The organism is Corallococcus macrosporus (assembly GCF_017302985.1).
Taxonomy (GTDB): Bacteria; Myxococcota; Myxococcia; order Myxococcales; family Myxococcaceae; genus Corallococcus; species Corallococcus macrosporus_A.
Window position 1 is genome coordinate 183,997 of the sequence record NZ_JAFIMU010000013.1, and the last position, 26,850, is coordinate 210,846.

Genomic DNA, 26,850 nt, shown 5'->3' on the forward strand with positions numbered 1-26,850 from the left:
GCCTTCAGGGGGTGAGCAGCATAACTCCCGTCAGAGGGCCAGCCAGCGCGCGGAGGACACCTTGTCGCCGAAGCCCCAGCTGTTCAGGTTGACCTCGTGGGGCAGCCCGTCGCCCACGAGGTCCTTGGCGCTGCCCTTGTAATTCGAGTCGCCGTGGAGCCGCACGCGGTGGCCCGGGGGGATGCACCAGCGGACCGCCGACGCCTTGTCGTTGAACGCGTCCACGTCACTGAAGCGCGCCCAGTTCTTCAGGCCCTGGTCCTCGTAATCGAAGATGACGCCCCGGTCGCTGAAGTCGGAGTCGTCGTAGAAGTCGACGTAGGCGCGCCGGACGTCCGTGCGGCAGGCGGCGTCCGCCCAGATGCCACGGAACTCCACCAGCTTCACTGTCGAGCCGGGGCCGTCATCCGCGTGCTCGGTGGCGTAGAGGATGAGGCTCCGGTCGGAGCCCACGAAGACGCCGCCCGCCGCGTCCAGGTTGCACTGCCGCGAGCCGTCGTTGCTGCAGTACAGGTGCTTGGAGGCGACGTGCTCCAGCCGCAGGTGGCCATCCAGGTGTACCCGGTACAGGTGCGCGTAGTCGTCACTCACCGCGCCCCAACGCAGGCCTCCCAGCCGCGTGCCCACCAGGTAGAGCCGTGAGTCATTGCAGTCCGTCACGAAGTTGAGGCCCTGGAAGGCGCCCCACTCCCCTTGCGGCAGCTCCGACGCCTGCCACAGGTCCACGCGCTCCCACTGATTGGACGCGGAGCGGATGTCCGGCTCCGTGGAGCGGAAGACCTCCAGCGCCTTCGCGTCGAAGTGCCCGAGCAGCAGCAGGAAGTGCCCATCCGACAGCTTCGTGAGCGACGCCGTGCCCGCGTTCGCCGTGAGGCCATCGACAAAGGCAAACGGGGCCGGCGTCAGGGATTGGTTGTAATCATGGAGCGCGACGCGCCCCGGACCGGGCCCCTCCTCCATGGGCAGCGCCAGGATGTTGCCCACGGCCTGCATGCCGCCGCCGTGACGGTAGCCATCGAGCACCGGCAGCGCCGCCACCGCGGCGTCCGTGACCGGCGGCAGGGTGTCCTCGGGCTCCTGGATGGCCGGGCTCAGCCGGTTGGAGCGGAAGCGCCGCCCTTCCCCGTTACGGCTGGCCAGGTGCACCAGGTGCCCCACGCTGCCTCCGGGCGCGTCATCCCGCTTGGACATGACGAGATAGCGGCCGGAGCCCATCGACAGACGCTGGATGCCCTGCCAGTGATTGGCGCCCGGATAGGCCACGTTGAGATGGAACGGCCCGGGATGGAAGCCCAGCACCTCGCCGTGGTCCCTCAGCTCCTGGAAGCGAAGCGGCACGTCGGGGATGCACAGGTTGCAGTCCGGGCTCCCCCAGACACAGGAGGTGTCCCCGCCCGCTCCGAGCGCCAGCGAAGACGCCGCTTCACGCGGGGCCGCCACGGGCCCGCGGGCTTCCGGCCCGCACCCCACGAGTGTCAGCAACAGGGCCAGGGCGTGCGCGAGGCGTGCGTTGTCAGGCGGGGTCATCGGGAAACCTCCGGAAGGCATCTCGTGTCGTTCTGCACGCCCGCGAGGACAGGCCTCGCGGGCGTCACATCCTCCGGGCCGTCAGTCCCAGCGGCTGGTCAGCTTCAGCTTCCACTCACGCAGCTTGCCGTTGCCCACGCCCGACGGGTTCACCACGTGCAGCTTCCACAGGCCGTTGATGGTGCCGTCACGCGGGATGCCGCGCGTCACCGGGATGCGCTTGGGCGGCGTGCCCTCGTTGGGGCCGTCCCACAGGAGCGCCGTCTCACCGCCCGGATCCTCCAGCGTCAGCACCAGCCGGGACGGGTTGTTGTGCGCCAGGTCCAGCTCCACCGTGATGTCCTCCGGCACCGTCGCCAGGCCCACCACCGGCTGCGTCGTCGTCAGCGCCGTCGTGTTCCCCTGCAGCGTCAGGTCCGGGTACGCCGTGAACTCGCCCGACATCCACGCCGGCCGGCACCAGCCCTCCACCGCGCCGGAGTCCAGGCCGTGGCACGCCAGCCCGTCCTGACACGGCACGAAGCGCGAGCACGACGCGCCGTCGCCCGGGGTGCTCACCGCCGTCACACAGCGGCCATAGGGGCTGGAGCCGTCGTTCGGGATGCCCTCGCACATCAGCGTGGGCCCGCACGTCGTCGTGGCCGTGCACGGGTCGCCCTCTTCACCCGCCTGCGTGGCCGTCTTGAGGTTCTGCAGCGCCGTCGCGTCCACGCCGGGCAGCCGGCCCAGCTTCAGGATGTCGTAGAACGGCCGCGCGGCCACCATCGCGTTCGCCGCCACCGCGGGCACGTTGTACGTCGACTGCAACGCCGCCGCGGACTGCGTGTTCACCACGGCCAGCGCCCGGCGCGCCTCCGCCACGTTGAACGACACGCCGTGGTACGTGCCCACCCAGCCGTCCACCGGCAGCTCCACCCGGCCCGTGCCCCGCGCGTACGCCTCCAGCGCGCTCAGCGCCGCGGGCCCCACGTACATCAGGTCGTCCACCTGCTCGATGGAGACGAAGCGGCGGTCATCCGCCGTGTGCAGGACGCCGTCCGGGCCCTCGCGCCAGTCGGCGATGCTCTGCGCCGCCTGCGAGTTGAGCGGCACCTGCGTGTCGAGCACGGCGAACGTGGTGTTCCAGTCGTTGAGGAACAGCACCACGCCATTGCCCGCGGGCGTGCCCGAGGCCAGCTCCTGCGCCTGCGTGGCCAGCGCGGCGGCCGGCGTGTCCGACACCGCGGCCGCGCCGCAGCTCAGGAGGAGGGGAACCGAGGAAAACGACAGAAAACGACGGAGTCTGGAGTTCATGGGCTCCATGTACTCCATGCCGGGCCGCGTGTCGGTGACCGTTCAGGTCCTGTCTTGATACAGCGCGATGACGCCGTGGACCTGGCCGGTGACCTGCTGGAGGCGGTCCGCCGCCGCGTGGGTGGCCTCCACTCGGGCCACGGAGGCCTGCATCAGCGCCGTCAGGTCCGACACGGCGGTGAAGATTTGAGACACGCCCGCGGACTGCTGGCTCACCGACGCTGAAATCCGGCGGACGGCGTCCGCGTTGCCCTTCACCAGGCCGGACAGCATGCCCAGCTGTTCGCCGGAGGCGCGGATGGTTTCGATGCCCCGGCCCATGCGCTCGCCGCCCTGCCGGGTGAGATCCACGACCCCCTGGATGCGCGAGCGCGTGTCGTCCAGCACCGTGCGCACCTGCTGCGTGGCCGCCACGGACTGGGACGCCAGGCCCCGGATCTCCCGCGCCACCACCGCGAAGCCGCGGCCCACCTCCCCTGCCCTCGCCGCCTCGATGGCCGCGTTGATGGCCAGCACGTTGGACTGGTCCGCCAGGTCCTGCACCGTCCGGGTGATGCCGGCGATCCGATCCGTGGAGGTCGCCAGTCCCTGGATGCGCTCGGAGAGGTCCGCCGCCTGCGCGCGCAGGTCCGCCAGCCCCTCCACGCTCCGGCCCAGGGCCTCCTCCACCGCCGCGCCCACGTCCCCGGCCTCCTGCGTGGCCCCCAGCGCGCGAGCGGCCTGCTCGGTGGCCACCAGCGACGTGTGGCGGATCTCCTCCGCCGTCACCCGCGTCTCATCCAGCGCCCGGGCCTGCCGGGAGAGCTCCTGGCGCTGCTCGCTCGTGGACTCCGACAGCGTCCGCACGGAGTCGCGCAGCGCGTCCGCGGAGCCCATCAGCGGCCGGACGACCCGCTCCTCCACCGCGCTCCGGGACAGCTCCAGCTGCGCCTCCCGCTGTGCCGCCGCCCGCAGGTCGCGCTGGCCCTGCACGCAGGAGGCGACGAGGAAGACGTCCTCGAACAGCACCCACGCCGTGTGCTCCATCCACCGCCAGGACTCGTGGGCGTGCATGCCGAAGATGGACTCCGGCCAGAACATGCCGCGCAGGAAGTGGTCCGCCGCCACCACGCCGCTGAAGGTGAGCAGCACCTTCCAGTCCCGGTAGATGGAGAGCAGCGCCAGCGAGCCGAAGATGTGGAAGTGCGTCTCGATGCGTCCGCCCATCAGGTGGATGAGCAGCCCGGACATCAATGCCTGCCCCACCGCGATGACGTGCCGCGTGGACTCAAGCCCCGGCCGCGTGAGGGCGAGCACCACCGGCAGGCTGCCCAGCACGAGCCCCAACCCCACCGCGGCGATGACGTGGGAGTGGACCGTGCTCTCCAAACCCGCCCAGGCGCGTGGCGACAGGTACACCGCCGCCAGGATGCCCCCCAGCCACTGCAGCACCATCAGGACCACGAAGGTCCGGTCCGTCCGCCGGCCCAATGCCAGACGCTGCGCTTCGAAGAGCTGGCGCGAGCGCGCGGTCACGGCTGCTTCGGACAGCTGGATTCTCATCACGGGGTCTCACCGGAACGACGTGGAGGGCGTCTGGAGGGCACAGCCGAAGACAGGCGCGGTGCCTGTGCTGGGGGCCTCCGCGTGAAGCAGATCGCGGATGGCGCGGGCCCCCGCGCTGTCACCTTCGTGGCCTCGCGCGGGGGTGATGCCTCCGCTGAAGCGCGCCACGCCGTCCGGCGAATAGAGGACCACCTGGCCAGAGGTGCTCACGCCCAGCTCGCGCGCCACCGCGCCGTCCACGTCCGCCACCACCTCCACGCCGGGCAGGGACTCGGCGCGCGCCCACAGCTCCGCGCGCTCGAAGCCCGGCGGCGCCTGACGAGGAGCCCAGACGAACACGCGCGTGGCGACCCGCGCGCCGTCCCGGTCCAGCAGCTTCGCCAGCTCCGTGAGCGTCGCGCGGGAACACGGGCAGCGGGGATGCAGGAGGACGAACAGCGTCCACGTCCCCGGCGTCCGGAGGAAGTGCTCCGGCAGGCGGGAGGGCGGCGTGGCCGCGCGTCCCTCGGCGCTCGCGTGCGACCAGACGAGCCCCAGCCCCAGCACGCTCGCCAGCAGCCACCCGGCCATCCACCACGGCAGGCGCCAGCGCCGGAGCGCAGCGTGTTTCAGACCCGCTTCAGGAGATGCCCGGGCCGGGGCATCCAGGGGGCCAGGCGAGACATCCGGGGCGGCCATGCACGGTCATGCTGAAGAGTTCCCGTGGCATTGGCAATACATATTCAAGCAAGCAAGTCTATACAATCCTTGACCAGGGAATTTAGACAAACCCTGAGAACATGCGATTTATCACCGCGCCCAGAGGCGGATTTCGGTGCCCGCGCGCCGCACGAGCAGCGGGCTTCCGGCGCCATCCACGGGTTCGATGCGGCCCGGAAGTGTCGCGGACTGGACGCATCTCCAGCCGCGTCCGGCGAGCGAGGCGTGCAGCCAGGCGCCGAAGCCCCCGCCGTATGAAGTCAGCAGGTGGGACGCGCGCAGCCGGTCCAGGAGGTCGCGGCTGGCGTCCTCGGAGAGGTAGTAGAGCACCTCCGCGAGCAGCACCAGGTCCGCCTCCAGCGCCACGTCCTCCGCGCTGGCCTCCACGATGCGCACGCGTGCGTGCCCGCCCAGCCGCTCGCGCAGGCGCGTGACGAAGCGGGGCTCGGACTCCACGGCGTGGACGTTCGCGTCGGGGAAGAGCGTCAGCAGGTGCTCGGTCATCATTCCCTCGCAGGCGCCCACGTCCACCACGCGCCGGGGCGGGACGCCGTGGCGCAGCGCTCCCAGCACCTTCGCGGTGAGGGCGAAGCGCTCGCCCTCGTAGGTGGACTGGGCGAAGCCCCAGGGGTCCGCGAGCTCGGAGAAGATTTCGGGCTTGGTGAGGGACAGGGCGCGCACCACGTCTCCCGCGCGCACCTCCGTGAAGGCCTCGATGCCGGGCCCGTCGCGGACAGGGTCCGTGCAGGCCCCTGAGCTGGCCCCGTCCGGACGCTCCCGGTAGAGCGCGTTGAGCAGGCCCAGCTTGCGCTGGAAGGCCGCGTCGTCCAGCACCGTCCAGGCCGTGGGCCGGGCGCCCGTGGCGGGCACCCACAGCCGGTCGAACACGCGGCTGACGAGGAGCGCCACCTCGCGGTGCAGCGGGGCATCCTCCTGCGGGCTGTGGGTGAAGACGCGGACGTCGCCCCGGTCGCGCTGCTCGCGGCACCACGGCCCCACCTCCGAGGGCGACAGCAGCAGGTGCGTGCTCCGCGCGCCCAGGGCCCGGCCCACCGCCTCCAGCTCCCGGCCCGCGCCACCGTCCTCCGTCACCACCGCCAGGTCCGCCCCCGGCGCCACCGTGCTGAACAGGCGCACGACGTCCTCCGGGTGGGCCACGACGATGAGCGCCGGGGCCTTGTTGTTCTCAGCCATGTGCCGCACTCCTGTTTGAAAGTGATTGCGTGACGGCCTTCAGCCGAGCGCCGCGCTCCAGTCGGACACGGCTTCCGCTTCGTGCTTCGGGAAGCGGAGCAGCGGGAGCAGTTGCTCGCGGATGAGCGGCTCCCAGCGCAGCCGCTCCGACAGCGCCCAACCTGTCGCCAGGAGCAGGCGGCCTTCGTGCGCGTCGCGCGGGAGGCGGCGCACCACCTCCTCCGCCACGCGCTCCGCCGTGCGCAGCTCCTGCTCCCGCAGCAAAGCGGGGGGCAGCGCCTTCCAGCCCTCCACCGAGTGCGCCAGGCCCGCTTCCCTTGCGTCCGCCGCCGCGTCGGAGACGACGAGGTTCGGGTGCGCGGCCTCCGACAGGCCCTGCCGCTGACACACTTCCCGCAGGGCCCGCCTGGCGCCGCTCACGCCGGAGATGACGCAGATGGCGCCGCAGCCCAGGGCCTCCAGCTGCGCCAGCCCATAGGACTCATACAGCGACTGTCCCAGGGACACGTCCGTGGCGCGGTGCAGGTCGTCCCGCGTGAAGTCCAGGCCGGCGGGCCACGTGGGCTGGTTCACCAGCGCGATGTGCAGGCCGGTGTCCTTCGCGTTGAACGCGTCCACGCGTGCCTTCAGGCCGCGCAGGTTGTCGGACGGCTCCGCCTCGTTCCACTCCGTCACCATCACCAGCAGCGCGGGCTTGCGCTCCGGAGGCAGCAGCGTGGCCAGGTGCTCGCACACGTCCACGTCGCGCCAGAGCCCCTTGCAGACCTCGTCCCGCGCGATGTGCGTGAGCAGCAGGCGGAAGTCCTTCCCCCACTGTCCGCGCGCATGGGCCAGCACCCGCGCCCGCGCCGCCTCCTTCGCGTCCCAGCCCGTCTCGATGGGCCGGTGCCCGTGCGGCACCACCGTCACGGACTGGAGCGCGTAGCGCGCGTCCAGGAACCGCAGCTCGTCCGCCACGGAGGCGCTCACCGCGCCCACGCGGTCGCACAGGTGGCCGTTGCGCAGGATTTGAAAGTTGGGCCAGGTGCCCACGGGGTACACCTGCTCCAGCGTCAGCCCCTGCTCCAATCCCAGACGCTGGATGTTGTAGAAGCGCGCGTCGGACGCGCCCTGCCCTGCCTCGCCGTACTCCACCAGCACGCGGGGCGTGCGCACCTCGCCCGCGTAGTACACGGTGCGGCACCAGCTCCGGCCGTCGAGCAGCGCCTTGTACGCGAGCGGCAGCGACAGGTGCTCCTGCGCCAGGATGACCGTCCCCGTCCCCTCCTTCGCCGGGCGCAGCCGCTCCAGCGCGTCGAAGACGGGCTCCGCGAGGACGATGGCCAGCATCGCGTCATGGTCCAGCGCGGGCGCGTCCAGGAGGCCGTGCCGCACCGCCTTGCGGAACAGGCGGTTGACCCAGGGCGCCGCGCCCAGCCGCGTGCCGAAGCGCTGGCGCCACACGCGCGACAGCCCCCGCCACGCCGCCGGACGCGGGCCCCGGCAGTCGAACGGGAGGTCCACCCCGAGCAGCGTGTGCAGCCGCGCGAGGAACCGGGGCATCGTGCCCATCCGCACCCGGTAGCCCCGGAGCACGTCGGTGAGGTCCACGAGCAGCACCTCCACCGGGCCGCCCGGGGCGTCGCGCCGTCCGTAGACGAACGACACGTCGTGCTTCTCCTCCACCGGCCGGAAGACGCGCGCCCACCGCTCCGGGTTGTCCGGGCGCAGGCCGCTGTAGAACACCTCGCCGTGCGCCTCCAGGTCGCGCGCCAGCGACTCCTCCGGCGCGTAGCTCCCCAGCCCGCACGGCCGGACCGTGGGGCTCACCAGCAGCGTGCGCGGGAAGGCCTGCCGGTACTCCGGAGCGGACAGCAGGTGCTCCAGCACCACGCCCATCCCGCCCAGCGTGCGCGTCGCTTCGTAGGAGAGGTGCACCAGGAGGTCCCCCTCGGCCCAGGGTGCCCTCGCGCTCATGGCGCCACCGTCCAGACGCGCTCGCACAGCCCCCGGCCGGCGCCCAGCCGGCGCGCGTGCGACTCCAGCGCGGGCAGCGTCTGGGGCTCCAGCTGGCTGGCGTAGAAGGACAGCCCCCGCAGCTTCGCGGGCCACTGCGCCGTCATGTCCAGACACCGGGGCGACAGCCCGAGCGCCCACGCGTAGTCGACGATCTCGTCCTCCGGGTGGTGCGCGGAGTACGGCAGGTCCTCGTAGTAGACGACGCCCCGCTCGCCGCGAAGCGACCGCACGGCGTCCCGCACCATCAGGTGGTCCGCGTGGCTGGAGATGCCCAGCGGCACGTAGCAGATGGCGTCGTCGGACACGCTGGCCAGCACCTCCTCCAGGGCCAGCCGCACGCGCCCGGCCAGCGCCGCGCGGGCCTCCTCCGGCTCCGAGGGCCCCCCCGGCGGCGAGCGCAGGCTGGTGTCGCGGAAGCCCAGGTGCACCAGGTCCGCGCCGTGCGCCCGGGCGAACCTCCGGTCCTCGCCCATCCGCAGCGACGTCACCGCCATGGCCCGCGCCGGCTGCACCGGCAGCACGAACTCCCAGCAGCTCTGGGAGAAGACCGTGACGAGCGTGGGCACGATGCCCCGGGGCACGGCCAGCAGGCTCGCGTATGCCCCCAGCGCCACGTCGTCCGGATGCGGGGAGAAGAAGACATGCGCCGGCCCTTCTTCACCGGGCCTGCGTCCGCGTGCGCGCTCAGCCACGGGCGCCTCCCGTGGCGAGCGCCGGCGCGGGCCACGCGTCCAGGGGCAGGTCATGCAGGTCGCCCTCGGGCGTCACGAAGCCCAGGATGACCACGCGCTCCCCGTCGTTGTGCACCGTGTGCCGGAACGCGCGCACCGGCGCGTCCAGCTCGCGCGTCAGCCCTTCGGAGAACCGTCCGGAGGTGATGAGCCAGTGCCCCGAGTCGTTGGGCATGAGGCGCGGCGTGTTCCCGTCCAGCCACACCAGCCCCGGCCGCGACTCCCCCAGGTTGAAGGTGAAGAAGCTCTTGTCCGAGTGCGGCTCCGACGCGTGCGCCACCACCTCCCGCCTGCGCCGCGCGGTGCTGGGCGCGTGGTACTTCACGAACCGCACCGCCCCTTCCGTGCGGCGGCGGAACAGCCGCGTGAGCCCTCCGGCGCGCAGGCCGTAGCCCAGCTCCAGTGCCTCCAGCAGCGCGATGCCCACGGCGTGGCAGGCGTCGTACGCGTCCTCCGAGGCCTCCAGGAGCTCCCGCACCGGCTCCGGCACCACGCGGCGGCGGAAGCCCGTCCACGTCGCGGGCTTGGCCATGAACGCCTCGATGGGTTGCCGCACCACCGACGACTCCGGGTACCAGGTGGCGTTGTAGCCCGTCTGGAACACCGTGGCCGCGGGCAGGAGCGCGTGCAGGTACGGGTGCGCCAGGAGGGCGTGCTGGAAGGTCGCCTCGTAGCGCTCGAACAGCCCCGCCAGGGCGTGGCGCTCCAGGAAGGCCGTGGGACGCTCCAGGTAGAAGAAGCCGCGCTCCGACAGGTGGGTAATCAGCCGCCGCGCGAAGGACTCCCGCTGGCGCGGCGTCCCGGACACGAAGTCCTCCAGCCTGAGCGGCCGGATGTCCGTGAAGCGCTGGGGCTGTCTGCGCACGAGTCCATCCCGCGCGGAGGTGAAGGGTCTGGGAGGCAGGGACGGGGCCGGTGTCCGGGGCGCGATGGCGGGCATGGGATGTCGGGTCGTCATGGGTGGGAATCAGGCTGGAACGTGTCGCAGGCTACGGGTGGCGTCTGACATGCGCGGATCCGCCCGGACCCGTCCCCGCGCCAATTCCTCTCAAACCCAGCCACCTCCCAGGTCACCTGACACGCACGCGCCGTCGCTCACGAAACCGTGCGCCACGAGCCGATGACGCGGGCCATCCGTCCACCCGGGAACACCTCCTCTCCACTCGGGACGACGACCTGGGCTGGTGGGTCCGGAAAGCACCTCTGGGAGCGCGGCTTTCGCTGGTTTGTAAGGGTGGGAACAGCGATTGCGACGTGGGGGCCGGTGCCTTGACGGAGGCCCCCGCGCTCGCGCTCCAATCCCTGTCATGCCTCCGAATGCGAGACGTCTGCTCATGGCCGCGCTGATGACCGCCACCTGCGCCTGTGCGAGCCACCCCGTCTCGCGGGACGGCGATGCCCTGGCGCTGCTGAGCGTGGAGGCCCTGCGTCCGGCGCTGCCCGCGGGGCGCACGGCGCGGGTGGAGCGCTCGACGGCGACGGGGCTGCGCCTGGACGTGATGCCGGAGCAGGCGCGCGTCTTCGTGGATGGCCGGGCGATGGGGCTGGCGCGCCACCTGGGCACGCTGCTTCCGCTGGCGCCCGGCGTCCACCAGGTGAGCGTCCGGTTGGAGGGCCACGCCACGTGGCGGGCCGAGGTGGTGGTGGGAGACCGGCCCGAGCCCATCCAGGTGACGTTGACCGCTTCACCGTGAAGCGAAGCAGGCCGCGAACGCGAAACGCACCGCCATTTTCGCGGGGGGAGGACCGGCGTGAAGCTGCCAAAGAGGAAGGGCCGGCTGTTCCGATTGCCGTTCGCGGACGCGCCGGAGTCCCGCGCGCGGCTGTGGAAGAGCATGACGGAGCACGGCCTCTTCGTCCCCGAGGACTCGCCGCAGCCCATCGGGACGGAGTTCGCGCTGCAGGTGGCCTTCCAGGGGGACGGGCCCGCCGTCTCCGGCCGCGTGCGCGTGATGGAGCACGGCGTGTCCGGCTGGGTGCGCGGCTACTTCGTCAAGTTCGTCGAGCTGGACCCAGGCAGCCTCCCGCTCCCCTTGAGCCCGCGCGCGCCGCCCGTGCCCGCGACGGCAGGGACACCTCCCGCGGGCGCGCCCGTGAGCGATGCCGGAGTGACCGAGCACTCCTGGCGCGAGGAGCCCACGCCGGTGGGCATCCGGCCCCGCTCCACGGTCAGCGGCGCGTCCGCGCTGAACGACTATTCGCACCTGGAGCTGCTGCACGCGCGCGACCCGGAGGCGTGGCAGGGCGGGCTGAGGCCGTTCGACACATTCGGGCCGTATCAGCTGCTGCAGCGGCTGGGCGCGGGCGGCATGGCGGAGGTCCTGCTCGCGCGGCGCACGATGGCGGGGGGCGTGGACAAGCTGGTGGCGCTCAAGCTGGTGTTCCAGGAGTACGCGCGGCACCCGCGCCTGTCGGAGCTGTTCCTCACGGAGGCGCGGCTGAGCGCCACGCTCCAGCACCCCAACGTCATCCAGGTGTTCGACATGGGCAGCGCCGCGGGCCGGCCCTTCATGGCCATGGAGTACGTGCACGGCCGCAACGCCGCGGACATCGTGCAGGAGCTGCGGCAGCGGGGCCGGACTCCGCCGGTGGCGCTCGCGGTGACGCTCGCCATCGAGCTGGGCAAGGCGCTGGAGTACCTGCACGGCCAGCGAGACCTGGATGGGCGTGTGCTGCACCTGGTGCACCGCGACGTGAGCCCGGGCAACCTGCTCGTCGGGCTGCACGGCGAGGTGAAGCTGGTGGACATGGGGGTGGCGTCCGCCAGCATCGCCAGCGGAAATGACCTGCTGGTGGTGGGCAAGCGCGCGTACATGGCGCCGGAGCAGGCCGCCGGAGGACGTCCGGAGCCCGCGTGGGACGTGTACGGCATGGGGCTGGTGCTCCACGAGCTGCTCACGCTGCACCGGGCCTCGGAAGCCATCCCCGGCGCGGAGGGGCGGCCGTGGGCGCTGAGGCCGTCCCTCCTCAATCCCCAGGTGACGCCGGAGCTGGAGCGGCTGGTGCAGTGGGCCACGGCGCCGGATCCCACGGCCCGGGCGCCCAGCGCGAAGGTGCTGCGGCAGGCGCTGGAGCGCGTGCGGAGCACCCTGCCCCCCTTCGACCTGGTTCAGACGATGCGCGAGCTGTTCGGCGAAGCGCTGGACCGGACGCGGCGCGAGACGGAGGCGCTGATGGGCGCTGCGCGCGGCAGGGACCGGCCGCAGGCGTTCCCGCGCTACCGCCGCTGGCGCTTCGCCGTGGAGCAGCGCATCCCGGTGGCCGCGAGGCTGGCGGTCGCGCGCAATGGCCGGGCCTTGCGGTGGGGCGCGCTGGCGCTCGCCGTCCTCTGCGCGACGGGCGCGGCATTGATGTGGCCGCTGCATGCCCGGGAGATGACGCTGGCCGGGCATCTGTCCCGCGCGGATCGGCTCATCGCGGTGGCGAAGCTGACGGGCGCGGGAGAGGACACAGCGCTGGCGCAGCTCAAGGCCGCGCGAGCGCTCCGGCCCGAGGATCCGCGCGTGCGCACGCGGCTGGCGGCACTGGCGGATGCATTCGAGCGGATGGCGGCGGAGGCCACGCAGCGCGGGGACGTGACGGAGGCGATGGCGCACCTGCGCGCCGCGATGGAGGCGGCACCGGAGCGCAGCGCGCCGCGCGTCCGGCTGCGGTTCCTGGAGGATGAGCTGCGCAAGGCCCCTTCGGGATGGAGGGTGCGATGAGCACGGCGCGTCCGCGTGCACGCGCGGCGCAGGCGATCCACCGGACGCCGGGGTTCCGTAGGGATGACATGACGCGTGAATCCGGATTGCCGCGCTGGGGCACCGCGGGGTGGGCGGTGCTCCTGATGGTCGCGGGCTGCGCTCGGACCGCGGAGGACGCTGGCGCCGCGGAGACCGTGTCGCGAGAGCTGTCCTCCATCGTGGCCACCTGCGCCGTGGCGCGTGGCCCCGTCGATACGATGCGCACGGAGAATGCGTACTGGGAGCCGTTCGAGGCGGGGGCCACCTTCCGCTCCGGTGACTGGGTGCGCACCGGGCCCAAGGCCTCCGTGCGCATCGAGTTCCGGGGCGGCGGCCGCATCGAACTGGAGGAGCGGACCGCGGTGAGGGTGGAGCGTCCCGAGCCTCCGAGCGGCGGGGGTTCGGTGGTGGCGCTGGAGTCAGGCACCGCCCGGGGGCTGTTGCCGGAGGATGCGCTGCCGGATGGGCCGCTCGTGTTGCGCGGTGACAACGGACGGCAGGTGGCGCTGACGGTGGAGGCACACGCCGGCCCCACGGAGTTCCGCGTCACGCGCACCGGGCGCGGCATGCACCTGAGCGTCTCCCGGGGACGGCTGCTGTTGTCCGAGGGCGCGCACCGCCGCACGCTCGCGGCCGGCAACTGGCTGGACGTGGCTCGCGGCCTGGAGGACGCGGAACATGATGGCCCGCCCTTCCCCACCAGCCTCTCCCCGGGCGTGGACGCGCGCATCGCGTGGAGCCCGGGGCTGAGCATCCCGCTGAGCTGGGGGCCGCTGGACGAAGCGCGGCGCTACCAGGTGCAGGTGGCGCGCGACCTGGGCTTCACCCGGCGCATCGTGGACACGCCGGTCGAGGGCGAGGGCTTCACGTTCCTCCCGCCGGAGCCGGGCATGTTCGTCTGGCGCGTGTCCGCGCTGGACGCGGAGGGACGGCCGGGTGAGTCCGGCTTCGCCCGCCGCATCTTCGTGGACCGCCAGCCGCCGCGCGGGCTGCTCGTCACGCCACGGGATGGCTACGAGGCCCCGGATGCCCTGGCCGCCGAGGACCTCGTCTTCGCGTGGCAGTCCACCGGCGGCGAGCCGCGCTACCGGCTGGTCGTCGCGCGCGACCGGGAGCTGCGGCATCCGGTGTTCGTGCGCGAGGGCAGCCCGCAGCAGGTGGTGCTGCCCGGACTGACTCCGGGCGAGTACTACTGGGGCGTGTACGTGGCGGAGGAGCCGCTCGTGCCGCTGTTCCAGAAGGCCCGGAGGCTGGTGGTGCCCGGGACGCCCACGCTGCACAGCCGTGATCCCGCCCTCCCCATGGAGCGCTGAGCCCTGGCGCTCCCGGCCCGACACGGCTGACGCGTCAGGCACCTCTGCCGACGTGTCACACGTCCAGGGCGGACGTGCCGTCACGCGCCCAGGCGCGCGCTTCGTCCAGGCCGCCTCCAGGCCCCCAGGGAACACGAACGTGGCATGTCGGTTGCTGACTCGCTCCCTCCGTACGTGAACCAGGAGGATGCATGCGCTTCATGAGCGGAGTGGCCGTCGCGGTGGGTGTTCTCGGATGCGGTGGGCCGGAGGCCGGGCAGGTCCCCTTCGAGACGGTGGGCCAGAGGGACCAGGAGATCGTGGGAGGCATCGAGGCCCGGCCGAACTCCATCCCCTGGATTGTCAGCCTGCAGCAGGACCACAGCCATTTCTGCGGGGGCAGCCTCGTGCGGGTGAGCGACAAGGAGGAGAGCGACATCGTCGTCACCGCGGCCCATTGCGTGTACGACGGTCTCTTCAACACCACGGTGTCCGCCGGGGCGCATGACCTGGGTCGCCCCACGTCCACGCAAGTGACCGTCCGGGTGACGAAGGCCGTCTCCCATCCCCAGTACAATCCGGACACGACGATGAACGACATCGCCGTCCTCAAGCTCGAGAAGCCCATCAAGTTCGACACGACCGTCGCCGGGGCTTGCGGCCAGTCCTCGGGCATGCGCCCCAACCTGTCCCCTCGACTCGGGGACGGCAACACGCGCGTCCCTGTCTGCCTCCCGGCCACCGGGGAGCGCGTCGCCGCCAATACGATGGCGACGGTCTCGGGCTGGGGCCTGACACGGGAGGGAGGCTACGACACGTCCAGCATCCTGCTGCAGGTGGGAGTGCCCGTCCTCACGCATCAGGACGTCGCCAGCAGCTACAGCTCCCAAGGGATCGTCATCGACGAGAACGCCATGTTCGGGGCGGGGTATCCGCAAGGGGGCAAGGACGCCTGCCAGGGCGACAGCGGCGGACCGCTCGTCGTCAAGGGCCCGCAAGGCTACGTGCTCCAGGGCATCGTGAGCTTCGGCGTGGGCTGCGCGCGCGCAGGGCTGCCTGGCATCTACACGCGGGTTTCCCATTACATCCCGTGGATCCACGCGCGGATCCAAGACCTCAGCGCCGTCCTATGATGGCCGCCCTGTAACGGGGCCGGCCGTCGACCGGTGCCTTCCCGCCCGGGGTGAATGCATGTCCGTGGCTCTTGGAGTCCTTGCTGGCGCCGCCGTCCTCGTGCCGGCCGCGCGCTGGTGGTTGATGAACCGCGTGGGCGTGCCCCGCGCGAGCGAGCCCTTCGACGGCCACGTCTACCGGGTGGGCAAGGCCGTCATCGCCGAGCGCAGATGCGAGCAGCCCCGCGCCACGGTCATCGTCATGCACGGCTTCGTGGCCGACATGCGCTACTTCACGCACCACTACCGCGAGCCCGACCTCCAGCTCATCCTGCTGACGAGCTGTGACTACCACCTGCCCATCTCGGGCCACCGCGAGGAGCCCGCGCCCTGGGCGAAGGTCCCCGCCGAGCCGGAGGGCACCATCGCCCACGACGCTGGCGTGCTGGTGCAGGCCCTGGAGCACCTGCCCCGCACGGACGTCATCCGCGTCCATGGCCATTCGCGCGGAGGCGCCGTCGTCCTGGAGGCCGCGAAGCTGAGGCCGGACCTGTTCGAGCGGGTGGAGGTGGTGCTGGAGGCGCCCGTGCTCCCGCAGGCCCGTCCCTACCGGAGCCTGACGCCGTCACAGCTCTGGCTGCTGCCGTTCCTCATCCCGCTGTGGCGCATGGCGCCGATTGCCCGGCACAACCGGGGCGCGTGGGGGCCGCTGGAGAATGCTCGCAAGCGAGAGCTGATCATGGCCTTCCCGTTCAACCCGAAGCGGGTGGCGACGATGATGGCCAACCTGCGGGACATCGAGGCCTGGAGTCAGTCGCGCGACGCGTCCCTGTTCGGGAACGTGCGGCGCGGCACGGTGCTCGTGCCAGGGAAGGACCGGGTGCTGGAGTCCGCCTCCATGCGGGAGAGCGCCGTGCGCGCGAAGCCGGGGCTGAACGTGGTGGAGCTGGACGGGTGCAGCCACTTCGTCCTGTGGGACCGGCCGGATGCGCTGCCCGTGCTGGCCTGCGACACGGAGCGGTCCACGGGCAACGGGTGAGCGTGGGCGGCGCTACGCGCTCTTGCGCCGCCGCATCATCGCTTCGTACGAGCGGCCCACGCCCTGGGAGAGGATGAGCAGCTCGCCCACGTCCGGCGGGGTGAACTGCTCCGCGCCGTTGTCCACGTAGAGCAGGTGCACGACCTTGCCGCGCACGAGCAGCGGCAGGATGACCGCCGTCGAGGGGAAGCCTCCGCCGATGAGGCGGTAGAACATGCCCATCGCCGCGTCGCGCTTCACGGGCCCGACGTAGTGGGAGCGCAGGTCGCGCACGAGGCGGAAGGTGCTCTGGTCGCGCAGCGGCACGCCGATGCGGCGGACACCTTCGTCGCTCACGCCCTGCCCCATGCCGTGCCAGCCGGTGACGAGGTTGCCCTGCACGGACAGCAGCAGGCACCGGCGCCACTTGCCCATCGCGAAGCGGAGCACCGTCCGGGCCACGTCCTCGCGGTCCGAGCTGCGCCCCAGCTCCGCCTGGGCCTCCGGGAACGTGAGCGGCGTCGGAGGAGGAGCCGCCGGCTTCGCGGCCACGGGAGTAGCGACAGCACCGGGAGGCACCGCGCCCGCAGCGCCAGCCTGGGCCGCGACGTGCGCGGGCACACCGGCACTCGCCTGGCCCGCGACGTGAGCAGGCACGCCAGCACCACCACGCGCCTGCGCGGGGACGCCCTGCGCTCCGACCTGGGCCGCGACATGAGCCGGCGTTCCTTGAGCACCGACCTGCGCCGCGACATGCGCGGGCACGCCCTGCGCTCCGGCCTGAGCCGCGAGGTGAGCAGGCCCCCCCTGCGCTCCAGCTTGAGCCGCGAGGTGGGCAGGAACCCCCTGCGCTCCAGCCTGAGCCGCGAGGCCCTGCGCTCCGGCCTGAGCCGCGAGATGCGCCGGCACACCCTGCGCTCCGGACTGCCCCGCGACATGAGCGGGCATGCCTGCCTGACCCGCGAGATGCGCGGGAGCGCGTTGCGCTCCAGCCTGACCCGCGACATGAGCGGGCATGCCTGCCTGACCCGCGAGATGCGCGGGAGCGCGTTGCGCTCCAGCCTGACCCGCGAGGTGTGCAGGCACTCCGTGCGTCGCGGACTGAGCGGGCACTCCCTGCGCGTCCATCTGCGCCGCGACGTGCGCGGGCACGCCCTGCGCTCCGGGCTGCACCGCGAGGTGCGCGGGCACTCCTTGTGCTCCGGGCTGGCCCTGGGTGCTCGCGGCCCGGGCGGCTTGCGCGGGCACTCCGGGCGCTGGCACCGACGGGGCCACGTGCGCGGGGATGTCCACTCGCGGCGCTCCGGGACGCGGCTGCGCTGGGACCGCGGGCCGGCCCTGGGGCGGCGCGGCCACGGGCGCCTCCATCACCTCTTCCCCGGTGATGATGATCTCCCCCTCCAGCACGTCCGCTTCGGCTTCCGCGTCCGAACCACCTCGCAGCGCCTGCGCGTAGACGGACTGGAACTCCTCCTCGCTCATCAGGTCCGGCGGCCGCTCCGCCGCCTTCGCCAGCTCCACCGCCGCGCCCTTCGCGGGCCTCGGCCGGACGGCTTCCATGTCGATGGCCCGCAGCTGCCGGAACGCCTTCGCGTGCCGCCGCAGCAGCTGGTTCATCCGGAACTCCGGGATGACCACCGGCACCACCCGCTTGCCCGTCTTGAACGCGATGGCGTCCAACGTCGGGAAGTCATGCGGGTTCACCACCGCGACGCTCAGCCGCGTCGCGTCCGCCCGCATCGGCAGGAACTCCTTGTCGTCCGCCTCGTTCGGGTGCACCAGCGCCACGGCCTTCGGGTCGGGCACCATCTCCCCGGACGCGTAGGCGCAGTTGTGCAGCTTGCCCAGCGCCTTCGCCAGGTCCTGCTCGGACAGCAGCCCCAGCTCCACCAGGTTCGTCCCGAGCCGGCCGCCGTGGACCACCTGCGACTCCAGCGCCTCCTCCAGCGCCGCCGCCGACACCAGGCCGTCCTTCACGAGCAGTTCACCCAGGCGCATGGGGCCGCTTGTAGCCATGCCCCGTCACCCTCCGCAAGCACCCGGCCGGGCACGCCCCCCTAGTCGTCTGGATGGTGGCTCAGCCCTACCCGGTTGCCCTCCGGGTCCCGCACGTAGAGCGTCCAGCGCGTCTCGTGCTCCAGCGGCACCCCCGCCCGGGCCAAGGTCTCCACCACCCCACCTCGCGCCTCACGGGGAATCCGGAACACCAACATCAGCAGCCCCGGCGCCGGATGGCGGAAGGGCACCACCTCCGGCATCCCGTCCACCGCCTCGATGGCCAGGAAGGCCCCCCCGGGGACGCCTACCCAGACGCTCCGCAGGGTGCCGTCCTCCCGCTGGTGGCGCTTGAGTTCCGGAAAGCCCAGCAGGTCGCGATAGAACGCGGTCACGCGCTCCACGTCCTTCGCCTGGATCGCCACGTGGTGGAAGCCCTGAACGTCCTTCATGGGGTTGATGGTAGGGTCTGGCCGCCCATGGCGCGACTGCTCATCGTGGAGGACAACCAGGAACTCGCCTCCCTCATCGCCACGGTGGCGCAGAACCGGGGCCATGAGGCGCTCACCGTCTTCACCGGCGAGTCCGCGCTGGAAGCCCTGGGCCCCACCACCCGCTTCGACGCCGCGCTGGTGGACCTGCTGCTGCCGGACATCCGCGGCAGCGAAGTGCTGGGCGCGCTGCGGGCCCACGCCATCCCCGCCATCGCCGTCAGCGGCGTCTACAAGGGCGACCGCTTCGCCCAGGAGGCCACGCAGGTCCACGGCGCACGCACCTTCTTCGAGAAGCCCTTCGAGCTGGACGCCGTGCTCGACGCGCTGGAGGAGGCCGCCGGCGTGCCGCCCGTGACGCACGGGGAGCTGCTCGACGAGGTGGACCTGCTCGTCCTGGAGGAGCTGGTCCAGGAGGAGTCCCCCTCGCAGGACGAGCCCGCGCTCGAGTCCGTCGGCGCACCCTCCGAGCCGTCCGAACCGTCCGAGGAGCCCGCGCTCCCGGAGGAGGCCTCCGGCGTGTCCGAGGCCCTGCCCCTGCCCTTCGCCCAGCGCGGCGCCGTGTGGACGGAGGCCGCGCCCGCCCCCGCGCGCCAGCGCCGCCAGCTGCCGGAGTGGTCGCTCGGCGGAGACCTGGCGCACACGTCGGTGCCGCGCCTGCTCAACGCCTATTACGAGGCCCGCCACCACGGCGAGCTGAAGCTGCGCCAGGGCACGGTGCTCAAGGTCGTCTACTTCGAGGCGGGCCGCGTCGTGTACGCCGCCTCCAACCTGGCCCCGGAGCGCTTCGGCCGCTTCTGCCTGCGCAAGGGCGCGCTCACGGAGAGCCAGCTCGCGGAGGCCGCGGGCTATGCGCGCGAGCACTCGCTGCGCACCGGCGACGCGCTGCTCAAGCGCGGCCTGCTGAGCCCCAAGCAGCGCCGCCAGCTGCTGGAAGAACAGGTGAAGGACATCCTCTGGTCCACCTTCGCGTGGACGGAGGGGGGCTACGGCTTCAGCCCCATGCGGCCGCAGCGAGCGGACCTGGTGCCGCTGTCGCTCTTCCCGGGCGACCTCATCCTGGAGGGCGTCGCGCGCACGGAGACGCTGGTGGCGCTGCGCCAGCGCATGGCGCCCGGACGCCGCCTGTTCCCCGCGGCGGATCCGCCCTACGGCCTGCACGAGCTGAAGCTGAACGGGCCGCAGGCCCTGCTGCTCGCGTTCGCGGACGGCACGAAGACGGTGGAGGACCTGCTGGCCCTCACGGACCTGTCGGAGCGCGAGGCCCTGGCCACCCTGCGCGGCCTGGAGCTGTCCGGCGTGCTGGAGGAGCGTCAGGAGACGCCCAACCGCCGCCAGCGCATCAGCTTCGGGCTCTGACGCCGCGCCTGCGCCGCGCGGCCCACGCCAGCGCGCCCAGCCCGAAGGCCGTCACGCCCGAGCCCCCGCCGGAGCACCCGCAGCCCGAAGTGGATTCCGGCGGCGGCTCCATCCGCGACACGACGACGTCGCGCAGCGTCGCGGTCCCCGAGTACGTCGGCGGGGTCAGCAGCGCCGGCCGCACCACGTACGTGAGCTTCGCGGTGGCGCCCGCGGGCAGCGGCACCGGCTCCACCTCGAAGTGCTGTTCCGTCACGTTCACCGGCGTCACCGGCCGGCCGTTCAGCGTCACGCTCTGGGGCAGCACCTGCGCGCCGGTGACGGTCTCCGCGTAGCGGATGGAGCTCACGTCGCAGGCGGTGTCGTTGCGCAGCGTCACCGTGACGCCGAACTGGCCGGAGTCGTTGCCCAGCCCCGTCGTCTCCGTGCGCCGGTCCACCGTCACGAAGGGCCGGGCGCCGATGCGCACCGCGTGCTGGCGCGCCGCCCCGCTGGCGCCCTCGCCCGTGGCCGTCACGTCCAGGGTGACGCGCTCGCCCACCAGGGTCTCCAGCTGCGTGTCCACCGTGGCCAGCGACACCGAGTCCCCTTGCGACACGAGCGGCTCCAGCGCCGGGCCGCCGCCATGCGCCCACCTCAGGTCCACCGCGGAGCAGGCCCCTTCCGGAATCGTCTGGCGCAGCGTGCCCCGGGCGCCCTGGCCGCAGGTGGCGATGAGCTCGCCGTCCAGCTCCCCCAGCTCCACGTCGCGCGCGTCGCGCGAAGCGGACGTCAGCACGTCCGGCGTCTTGATGGTGCTCTCGCCCAACGACTCCTGCACGCGCGCCCGCACGGTGTAGCTGGCGCTGCCGCAGGTGGGGGGCAGGTCCAGCTCGAAGGTGCCCGCGGCCCACGGGTACGTCCGCGTGGCGAAGACGCGCTTCGGGTCCGCCGGGTCCTCCAGCGTCACCACCGTGGAGAGGGCCCGCGTGCCCGTGCAGTTGACCGGCGGGTTCGTCGTCACGCGACCGCGCACCTTGCGCTCCTCCGGCGGATCCAACGCCACCTCCGCGCGCACCACGTCCACCGGCACCCACCGCGGCTTCACCGCGATGTCCACGTCGGACGGAGGGCCGGTGAGGACATGGCCGTCCACGGTGATGCGGTTGAAGGCGCGCAGCTTCAGCTGGAGCGTGTCCACGCACGTCGCGGAGGCCAGCAGCACGGAGTTGCCTTCCAGCGGTTGCGAGCCCACCGGGCGCCGGTCGTTCCCCAGCACGGCGGACACCGACACGCCCGAGGAGTTCTCCAGCACCGACCAGAACGTGGACACCGGCGGCAGCCCCGGCGTGGGCGGAGTCCCCGGAGGCGCCGCGCACAGGTGCGTCGCCTGGGGGGCCAGGGCCGTGCCGGAGTAGACCTCGCGCATGCCGCTGGTGAACGGCGCGTCGGGGGGGCCCCACGGCAGGAGCGGCACCGGGACGACCGTCGGCGGGGAGCTCAGCTCGCCGTCGTACGCGCGCACCTCGTAGTTGAAGGTCGTCGTGCCGTCCTTGCAGCGGTCCGCCCGGGTGGAGGGCGGCGTGAGCGTGGCCACGCCCACGGCGTTCTCGGTGAGCACCGGCGCCCGGGCCGGCGTCGTCCAGGTGTACTTGACGGGCTCGCAGCCGGTGAGGCCCCGCGTGGGAGTGAGCGTGCCCGCGGGTCCGCCCATGAAGAAGGCGCCGGTCTCCACGGCCAGCGTGGCCCCCTGGGGCGCGCCGGGCGCGACGGCGTGGCGCAGCTCCAGCGCGATGGCCTTCGGCGTGTCGTGCGTGCGCAGTCCGTCGGAGGCCACCACGTCCAGGTACGACGTCTGGCTCGCGCAGATGGCCGGGGGCGCGGTGAGCTTCAGCTTGAGCCCGCTGTCCTCGCGCGAGTCGAGCGGCTCCTGGTCGACGGAGAGCGGACCGCCCGGCGCGCGCACCGTGGCCGACAGCCGCACGGCGTCCCCGTCGCCGTCGCGCAGCTTGAGCTGCACGTCCTGCGTCGTGCCCTCGTCCACGCGGATGCTGGCCGGCAGCTCGTTCACATTGGGGGCGTTCGCGTTCTCGTAGATGAGGACGTTCTGGGTGGGCGCGTTGAGGACGGCGACGCAGTAGGACGCGTCCGCGCAGGCCAGCTGCAGCGCGGACTGGGTGATGCCCGGCGGCAGGTCCGTGTTCTGCCGCCAGAGCGCACCGGGCAGAGCCAGCGGTACGACCGGTTCCGCGCTGAACGCCAGCACCTTGCCGTCGGCCTGCTTGAGGAGCAGCAGACCGAAGCCCGTCCCCGCGCTGGAGCCGCTCGCCACGTCGAACGCGAGCGCGTCCACCGCACCGGGCGCCAGCGGGATGGGCTCGAACGGATTGGCGGCGCTGCCCAGGATGCCCCGGAACAGTCCCAGGTCGTTGCCGAAGAACGCGAGCGGCCTGTCCGGCGTCGCGCCTGGCAGCAGCGCCACACTGTGAGCCGAGTTCGGAGCGGGGCTGCCCATGGCGGTGTAGGGCACCCCCGTCGTCCCCCGGTACCAGACGAAGTTGGCCCTGGCCGAGGACACGGAGAACAGCGCGTGCGGAAGTCCATCCGCCTGCGGGGGCAGCACCGCCAGCTGCGGCTGCGGATTCTGCCCCGGCTGGGGAGGCGCCAGGACGCCCCACTCGGCCGTGCCGCCGTCCGGAGGGACCAGAGAGGAACGGAACTGCGGGGTCTTCAAGGGCAGCTCCGCGGCGACGGCGTAGCCCACGCCTCCGTCCGCCGTGACGCGCACGGCGCTCACCGCGTACTCGTTACCGTCGTCGGGGAACAGGCGCCGGCCGTTGTCCGAGGGAGAGCAGCCGTTCACGCTCTGGAGCGTGCCGTCCGTGCGGATGCCCACCACGCAGTCAGGGCCGCGCAGGAAGCTGCCCGCCATGCCCTCGTTCAGGGTCGTCACGCTGCCGTCGCGCGACACGTACAGCTGCGTGTCGGTCGCCACGGCGAAGAAGCCGGGCCGGAAGACGGTCACGCTCTTGGGGATGCCCGTCTGGGTCTGGACGAGGGTCCACTTCGCGTGCGCCGCGCCCGCGCACAACCCCAGCCCCAGGATGATCCACCCGACTCGCACGTTCGACGTCCCTCTGCCCGGCGACTACCAGGCCACTTCCGCCCGGAGATAGAGGCGGTCCGGAGCATCCTCCGGATTGCCCTCCAGACCCAAGCCGCTGAAGCCCAGGACGGTGTACCCCAGGGCCACCCGCATGCGCTCGTCCATGCGCCAGGCGACCTCCGGCCGGAGCGCGCTCAACCCCCGGTCATCCGCCGCGGACGTGCGCTGAGCGGCCTCCACCGCGACCTCCAGTCCGCCCAGCACCCGCACCGAGGGCCGCAGCGTGCCCGTCCACACCCAGCGCGACGACGCGCCCAGGCTGGAGCGCCCGACGTGCAGCCCCGACGCCACGGAGAGCCGCTCGCCCAGGCGCACCGCCGGCATCAGCGACACCGTCTGGAGCACCCGGTCTCCAAACACGAAGCGGGCGCCGGGGGACAGCTCGCGGGTGAGGCCGTAGCGGGCCACCACCAGCCAGGGGCCGGGCCGCCAGACGAGCGCCGCGAACCCTTCCGCGAACCGGGCCTCCAGTCCCTCGCGGCCCACGGTGTGCGCGAAGTCCAGCCGTCCGGAGGCCGTCACGTCCTTCATCAACTGGGCTTCGGCGGCCAGCGCCAGCACCACCTGGGTGCGATCCACCGGGCCGGAGGCGCCGCGCGCGGGGGTGCCCTCTTCGTGGCGCAGCTCGGCGCGCACGTCCGCGCGGAAGCGCTCGCGAAGCCACTGCGCGGAGACGCTGGCCACGTCGCGCGTGAGGTCGCTGTCGATGTCCAGCGGGTGGCGCACGCCGCGCTCGTAGCGGACGCCCGCGCTGATGCCGCTGCGCCCTGCTTCCCACTGGAAGCCCACGGCGCGGGCCCGCCGCACCGCCATGGCGTCATGCGCGCTCACGTCCTCCACGAACACGGTGGTGCCGTCCCCCACCTCCGTGCGCGCGCCCGTCACCGCGCGGCCCGCGCCGAAGTCCGGCCCGTCCACGTCCACCGAGTAGCCGCCGTAGTACGTCTCCCGTCCGCGCCGCACGCGAGCATCCAGCCAGGCCTGCGGGCCCAGCTCGGGGCCCCAGCCGCCCTTCACGCCGACGGTGGTGTCCTCGTCCAGTGACACGTCCACGCCCGCGGAGGTGAAGGTGTCGTCCCTCTTGCCCAGGCCGGCGCCACGCCCGTTCAGCTGCTGCCGGTGACCCGCGGACAGGGTCAGCCGCGAGGACAGCGCGTAGTGGCCCGCCACGCCCAGGGACGTGCGGCCGCCATCGAGCGCGTCGCCCTCACCCGGCACCTCGGTGGCGCGCAGCCAGCTGTCGCGCAGCTCCACGCGCGCGCCCCATTCATCGCGGTCGTAGCCCACGGCGGCGCCCAGCGTGCGGGCGCCGAAGGGCGTGTCCTCGAAGGGCAGGCGCGGATCCGCCGAGCGGCGCTCGTCGCCCAGGAGCGTGAACTCCACCGGGCCCACGGGCTGGGTGACGCGCAGGGACAGTTGCCGGAAGCGCGCGGCGTCCAGGTGCGCGCCATCGGAGAAGCCCCGCGAGCGCTCACGCCATGCCGCATCCACGGAGCCGCCATGCGCGGGGCCCAGGACGCCAGGCCCGCTGAGGCGCAGGCCCACCGCGCCGCCGTGGTCGTCCTGCGTGCCCACCGGCCGGAGGAAGGACAGGCCGCCGTCGTCCGACACGCCGAACACGCCCGACTCCACCGCGAGGCCCCGGCTGCTGGCGGCCTCGGCGAGGAGCGAGTAGCCGCCCAGCTTCGTCTGGCCCCGCCCCGACAGCAGTTGAAAGGGAGCCCCCAGACGGCGCTCGCGCACGGCGGACAGGCCGACGGTGGAGTCGCGCCAGCGCGCCCAGGCCTCGCCGCCCACGGAGTCGCGAGGGTCCCCGGTGTGCAGCACGGCGTAGTCCACGACGAGCACCGGCTCCGGCGCCTGGGTGAGCGCGTCCGTGCGCAGGAGCGACGCGCCGGTCATGAACGACAGCGGGCGCGCGAGCAGGATGCGGCCCGCGAGGTAGTCGATGTCGTAGTCGCGGCCCCGGATGAGGTGCTGTTCGCCCAGGGGCAGGCCGGTGACGCCGTCGCGCACCTCCACGCGCACCAGCTCGGAGCCCTCCGCCACGGTGCCGCCGCCCAGGTAGTAGAGGCTGCCGCCGGTGGCCCGCAGCTCCTCGTGCGCGGGCGTCGCGGCCAAGCCGCGCGTGGGGTCCAGCAGCCCGCCAGCGAACACGTCCAGGCCCACGCGCACGGGGCCCAGGTGTTCGTGCAGCTCCGCGTAGGGGCCGAAGAGCGGGCGGTGGTAGCGGCCCACCTCGCGGTCCTGGAGCAGCGCGCGCCAGGTGCCGAAGCCCGCGCGGCCGTACTGCTCGTGCCGGGCCTCCAGGCGCAGGCGTCCCTCGGTGGGGTTGGGCGTGAGGGACACGGAAGCATCGCCCCACTCCGCCGGCACGAGGTCGGGGTCGGGCCAGCGGTCGTAGCGCTCGGGCAGCCGGGGACGCAACCAGTCCGCGAGCGGCGCGTCGTGCAGTTGGCGCAGGTCGTTGTCGTTCAGGTCCAGCTCGCCGACGACCTGAATGGGCCCCAGCTGGGCCTCACCGTGAAGGGCACCGCGCCCCCGCAGCCGGAAGCCACCGCCAGCAGGCGCGATGCTGGCCTCCACGTCGAGCAGGCCCACGGCGAAGGCCTGGGCCCGCGCTTCCACGGACACCGTCACGGTGCTCGGGGCTTGCGACGGCGGAGCCAGCGTCATGGGGACGGTGTTGCGTCCCGGCACGAGCCGCACGGGCAGACGGACCTCACCGTCGGGGCCCGCGTGGAGGCTCGCGCCAGGAGACGTCACCTCGGTGCCGGGGGGCACCTCCAGGCGCAGGAACGTGTCTCCCGCGGCCAGTGGCGCGGAGGCAGAGAGCCCGCGCACGGCGCCCAGGCGCTGCCGCTCGCGGGGGATGACGAGCCAGCCGTGCTCACCGCGTCGCACGACGTCGAAGGACTGCTGGGTGAACTCCACCGCCCCACCCGGCGAGGTGGTGGTGAGGGTGACGACGTTCCTTCCGGGCTGGAGCGAAACGGTCGCGAGCCACGCGCCGGACTCCTCCACCGTTGCGTCCACGTCGCCCGCGCGGACCCGGTCGCCGGGGGAGGCCTTGCCGCTGATCACGAAACGGAGTCCGCCGTTCGCGACGCGGGCCTCGGGGGGACGACTGGGGGCGGAGAGAGCGGGCGCGGACGGGCGCGTGGGCGGAGGCCGCACGGCGAAGTCCTGGAGGACAGCGGCGCCCCAAGGCACCTCCACGGTCGCGGTCCGGGGGACCACCTGACTGGCGGGCGGCAGGCTGCGCGGATCCACCTTCAGCGCATGGCGTCCGGGGCGCAGGTGCGGGCCATCGGTCAGGTCCGGCACGCGCGAGTCCACGCCGGTGAGGTGGTAGCGGCCGAACGCATCGGTGCGCACCTCACGACCCGTGGCCAGCACCAGCCGCACATCCGCGAGCCCGGGCTCATCGGGTCCACAGAGGCCATCGCCGTCCACGTCGACACAGACACGCCCCGCGATGGTCGAAGCCTGCGCGGGCAGGTCAGCGGACAGCGCCTGCGCGGACGCCCCGGACGACAGCAGGAGCAGGACGAGCACGAGGACGTGGCCTGCCGCCATCCGCCACGCCCGTGCTCCTGCCCGGACATCGCGCGTCGGCGTGCTGGGCACGGGCAAGCCCGTGAGCACATCCTGGCGCGGAAGCGGTCCTGTTCGGATGTCACCTGCCCCGGACGCGACCACTGCGGTGGATCCAGCCGCCTCGCC

The 26,850-nt window shown here is 72.9% G+C and carries 18 protein-coding genes; 6 read left to right on the forward strand and 12 right to left on the reverse strand.

Going from position 1 to position 26,850, the window contains the following annotated elements:
• Positions 1-30: 30 nt before the first annotated feature.
• The 8 genes from JYK02_RS35035 to JYK02_RS35070 form a co-directional block, all read right to left on the reverse strand.
• Positions 31-1,527, reverse strand: a complete 1,497-nt coding sequence (locus tag JYK02_RS35035; protein ID WP_207057278.1) for a hypothetical protein — start codon at positions 1,525-1,527, stop codon at positions 31-33.
• Positions 1,528-1,608: 81 nt separating this feature from the next.
• Positions 1,609-2,820 (reverse strand): proprotein convertase P-domain-containing protein, encoded by a 1,212-nt coding sequence (locus JYK02_RS35040; RefSeq protein ID WP_207057279.1) that lies wholly within the window; start codon positions 2,818-2,820, stop codon positions 1,609-1,611.
• A gap of 42 nt (positions 2,821-2,862) precedes the next feature.
• The gene (locus JYK02_RS35045) at positions 2,863-4,362 is read right to left on the reverse strand and encodes a methyl-accepting chemotaxis protein (protein WP_207057280.1); all 1,500 of its coding nucleotides are present in this window, start codon (positions 4,360-4,362) and stop codon (positions 2,863-2,865) included.
• 9 nt (positions 4,363-4,371) lie between these two features.
• Positions 4,372-4,935, reverse strand: a complete 564-nt coding sequence (locus JYK02_RS35050; protein ID WP_207057281.1) for a RedB protein — start codon at positions 4,933-4,935, stop codon at positions 4,372-4,374.
• A gap of 219 nt (positions 4,936-5,154) precedes the next feature.
• Complete coding sequence (locus JYK02_RS35055; protein ID WP_207057282.1) at positions 5,155-6,258, reverse strand: class I SAM-dependent methyltransferase; 1,104 nt, start codon at positions 6,256-6,258, stop codon at positions 5,155-5,157.
• 39 nt (positions 6,259-6,297) lie between these two features.
• Complete coding sequence (locus JYK02_RS35060) at positions 6,298-8,214, reverse strand: glycosyltransferase (RefSeq protein ID WP_207057283.1); 1,917 nt, start codon at positions 8,212-8,214, stop codon at positions 6,298-6,300.
• Positions 8,211-8,948 carry a PIG-L family deacetylase gene (locus JYK02_RS35065; protein ID WP_207057284.1) on the reverse strand — a complete coding sequence of 246 codons (738 nt, stop codon included), beginning with the start codon at positions 8,946-8,948 and terminating at the stop codon, positions 8,211-8,213. The genes JYK02_RS35060 and JYK02_RS35065 overlap by 4 nt, the downstream gene beginning before the upstream one ends.
• Positions 8,941-9,945 (reverse strand): hypothetical protein, encoded by a 1,005-nt coding sequence (locus tag JYK02_RS35070; protein ID WP_207057285.1) that lies wholly within the window; start codon positions 9,943-9,945, stop codon positions 8,941-8,943. Before JYK02_RS35070 ends, JYK02_RS35065 begins: the two co-directional genes overlap by 8 nt.
• Positions 9,946-10,321: 376 nt before the next feature.
• Here JYK02_RS35070 and JYK02_RS35075 point away from each other — a divergent pair, with 376 nt between their 5' ends.
• The 5 genes from JYK02_RS35075 (at position 10,322) to JYK02_RS35095 (ending at position 16,155) form a co-directional block, all read left to right on the forward strand.
• Positions 10,322-10,681 carry a PEGA domain-containing protein gene (locus JYK02_RS35075; protein ID WP_207057286.1) on the forward strand — a complete coding sequence of 120 codons (360 nt, stop codon included), beginning with the start codon at positions 10,322-10,324 and terminating at the stop codon, positions 10,679-10,681.
• 57 nt (positions 10,682-10,738) lie between these two features.
• Positions 10,739-12,691, forward strand: a complete 1,953-nt coding sequence (locus JYK02_RS35080; protein ID WP_207057287.1) for a protein kinase domain-containing protein — start codon at positions 10,739-10,741, stop codon at positions 12,689-12,691.
• Between the two features lie 68 nt (positions 12,692-12,759).
• Positions 12,760-14,025, forward strand: coding sequence for a hypothetical protein (locus tag JYK02_RS35085; RefSeq protein ID WP_207057288.1), 1,266 nt, complete (start codon positions 12,760-12,762; stop codon positions 14,023-14,025).
• A gap of 200 nt (positions 14,026-14,225) precedes the next feature.
• On the forward strand, positions 14,226-15,137 hold the full coding sequence (locus tag JYK02_RS35090) for a serine protease (protein WP_242589557.1): 912 nt from the start codon (positions 14,226-14,228) through the stop codon (positions 15,135-15,137).
• 58 nt (positions 15,138-15,195) lie between these two features.
• Positions 15,196-16,155, forward strand: a complete 960-nt coding sequence (locus tag JYK02_RS35095; RefSeq protein WP_207057290.1) for an alpha/beta fold hydrolase — start codon at positions 15,196-15,198, stop codon at positions 16,153-16,155.
• Positions 16,156-16,167: 12 nt separating this feature from the next.
• Here JYK02_RS35095 and JYK02_RS35100 read toward each other — a convergent pair whose 3' ends face one another.
• Both JYK02_RS35100 and JYK02_RS35105 read right to left on the reverse strand, forming a co-directional pair.
• Positions 16,168-18,132: a general secretion pathway protein GspE gene (locus JYK02_RS35100; RefSeq protein ID WP_207057291.1), complete on the reverse strand. Its 1,965-nt coding sequence runs from the start codon at positions 18,130-18,132 to the stop codon at positions 16,168-16,170.
• 59 nt (positions 18,133-18,191) lie between these two features.
• A complete protein-coding gene (locus tag JYK02_RS35105) occupies positions 18,192-18,581 on the reverse strand; it encodes a VOC family protein (protein WP_207057292.1) in 390 nt (129 codons plus the stop codon).
• A gap of 27 nt (positions 18,582-18,608) precedes the next feature.
• Here JYK02_RS35105 and JYK02_RS35110 point away from each other — a divergent pair, with 27 nt between their 5' ends.
• Positions 18,609-19,979: a response regulator gene (locus JYK02_RS35110; protein ID WP_207057293.1), complete on the forward strand. Its 1,371-nt coding sequence runs from the start codon at positions 18,609-18,611 to the stop codon at positions 19,977-19,979.
• On the opposite strand, the gene JYK02_RS35115 is transcribed toward JYK02_RS35110, so the two are convergent.
• Both JYK02_RS35115 and JYK02_RS35120 read right to left on the reverse strand, forming a co-directional pair.
• Positions 19,963-23,082: a hypothetical protein gene (locus JYK02_RS35115; RefSeq protein ID WP_207057294.1), complete on the reverse strand. Its 3,120-nt coding sequence runs from the start codon at positions 23,080-23,082 to the stop codon at positions 19,963-19,965. The genes JYK02_RS35110 and JYK02_RS35115 overlap by 17 nt on opposite strands.
• A 24-nt stretch (positions 23,083-23,106) precedes the next feature.
• Positions 23,107-26,703, reverse strand: a complete 3,597-nt coding sequence (locus tag JYK02_RS35120) for a flagellar motor protein (protein WP_207057295.1) — start codon at positions 26,701-26,703, stop codon at positions 23,107-23,109.
• Between the last annotated feature and the right edge of the window lie 147 nt (positions 26,704-26,850).

Coding starts and splice junctions, on each gene's coding strand:
- JYK02_RS35105 (WP_207057292.1), bottom strand. CDS start 18,581: ATGAAGGACGTTCAGGGCTTCCACCACGTGGCGATCCAGGCGAAGGAC.
- JYK02_RS35085 (WP_207057288.1), top strand. CDS start 12,760: ATGACGCGTGAATCCGGATTGCCGCGCTGGGGCACCGCGGGGTGGGCG.
- JYK02_RS35100 (WP_207057291.1), bottom strand. CDS start 18,132: ATGCGCCTGGGTGAACTGCTCGTGAAGGACGGCCTGGTGTCGGCGGCG.
- JYK02_RS35110 (WP_207057293.1), top strand. CDS start 18,609: ATGGCGCGACTGCTCATCGTGGAGGACAACCAGGAACTCGCCTCCCTC.
- JYK02_RS35090 (WP_242589557.1), top strand. CDS start 14,226: ATGAGCGGAGTGGCCGTCGCGGTGGGTGTTCTCGGATGCGGTGGGCCG.
- JYK02_RS35050 (WP_207057281.1), bottom strand. CDS start 4,935: ATGGCCGGGTGGCTGCTGGCGAGCGTGCTGGGGCTGGGGCTCGTCTGG.
- JYK02_RS35055 (WP_207057282.1), bottom strand. CDS start 6,258: ATGGCTGAGAACAACAAGGCCCCGGCGCTCATCGTCGTGGCCCACCCG.
- JYK02_RS35035 (WP_207057278.1), bottom strand. CDS start 1,527: ATGACCCCGCCTGACAACGCACGCCTCGCGCACGCCCTGGCCCTGTTG.
- JYK02_RS35040 (WP_207057279.1), bottom strand. CDS start 2,820: ATGAACTCCAGACTCCGTCGTTTTCTGTCGTTTTCCTCGGTTCCCCTC.
- JYK02_RS35045 (WP_207057280.1), bottom strand. CDS start 4,362: ATGAGAATCCAGCTGTCCGAAGCAGCCGTGACCGCGCGCTCGCGCCAG.
- JYK02_RS35060 (WP_207057283.1), bottom strand. CDS start 8,214: ATGAGCGCGAGGGCACCCTGGGCCGAGGGGGACCTCCTGGTGCACCTC.
- JYK02_RS35095 (WP_207057290.1), top strand. CDS start 15,196: ATGTCCGTGGCTCTTGGAGTCCTTGCTGGCGCCGCCGTCCTCGTGCCG.
- JYK02_RS35075 (WP_207057286.1), top strand. CDS start 10,322: ATGGCCGCGCTGATGACCGCCACCTGCGCCTGTGCGAGCCACCCCGTC.
- JYK02_RS35070 (WP_207057285.1), bottom strand. CDS start 9,945: ATGACGACCCGACATCCCATGCCCGCCATCGCGCCCCGGACACCGGCC.
- JYK02_RS35120 (WP_207057295.1), bottom strand. CDS start 26,703: ATGGCGGCAGGCCACGTCCTCGTGCTCGTCCTGCTCCTGCTGTCGTCC.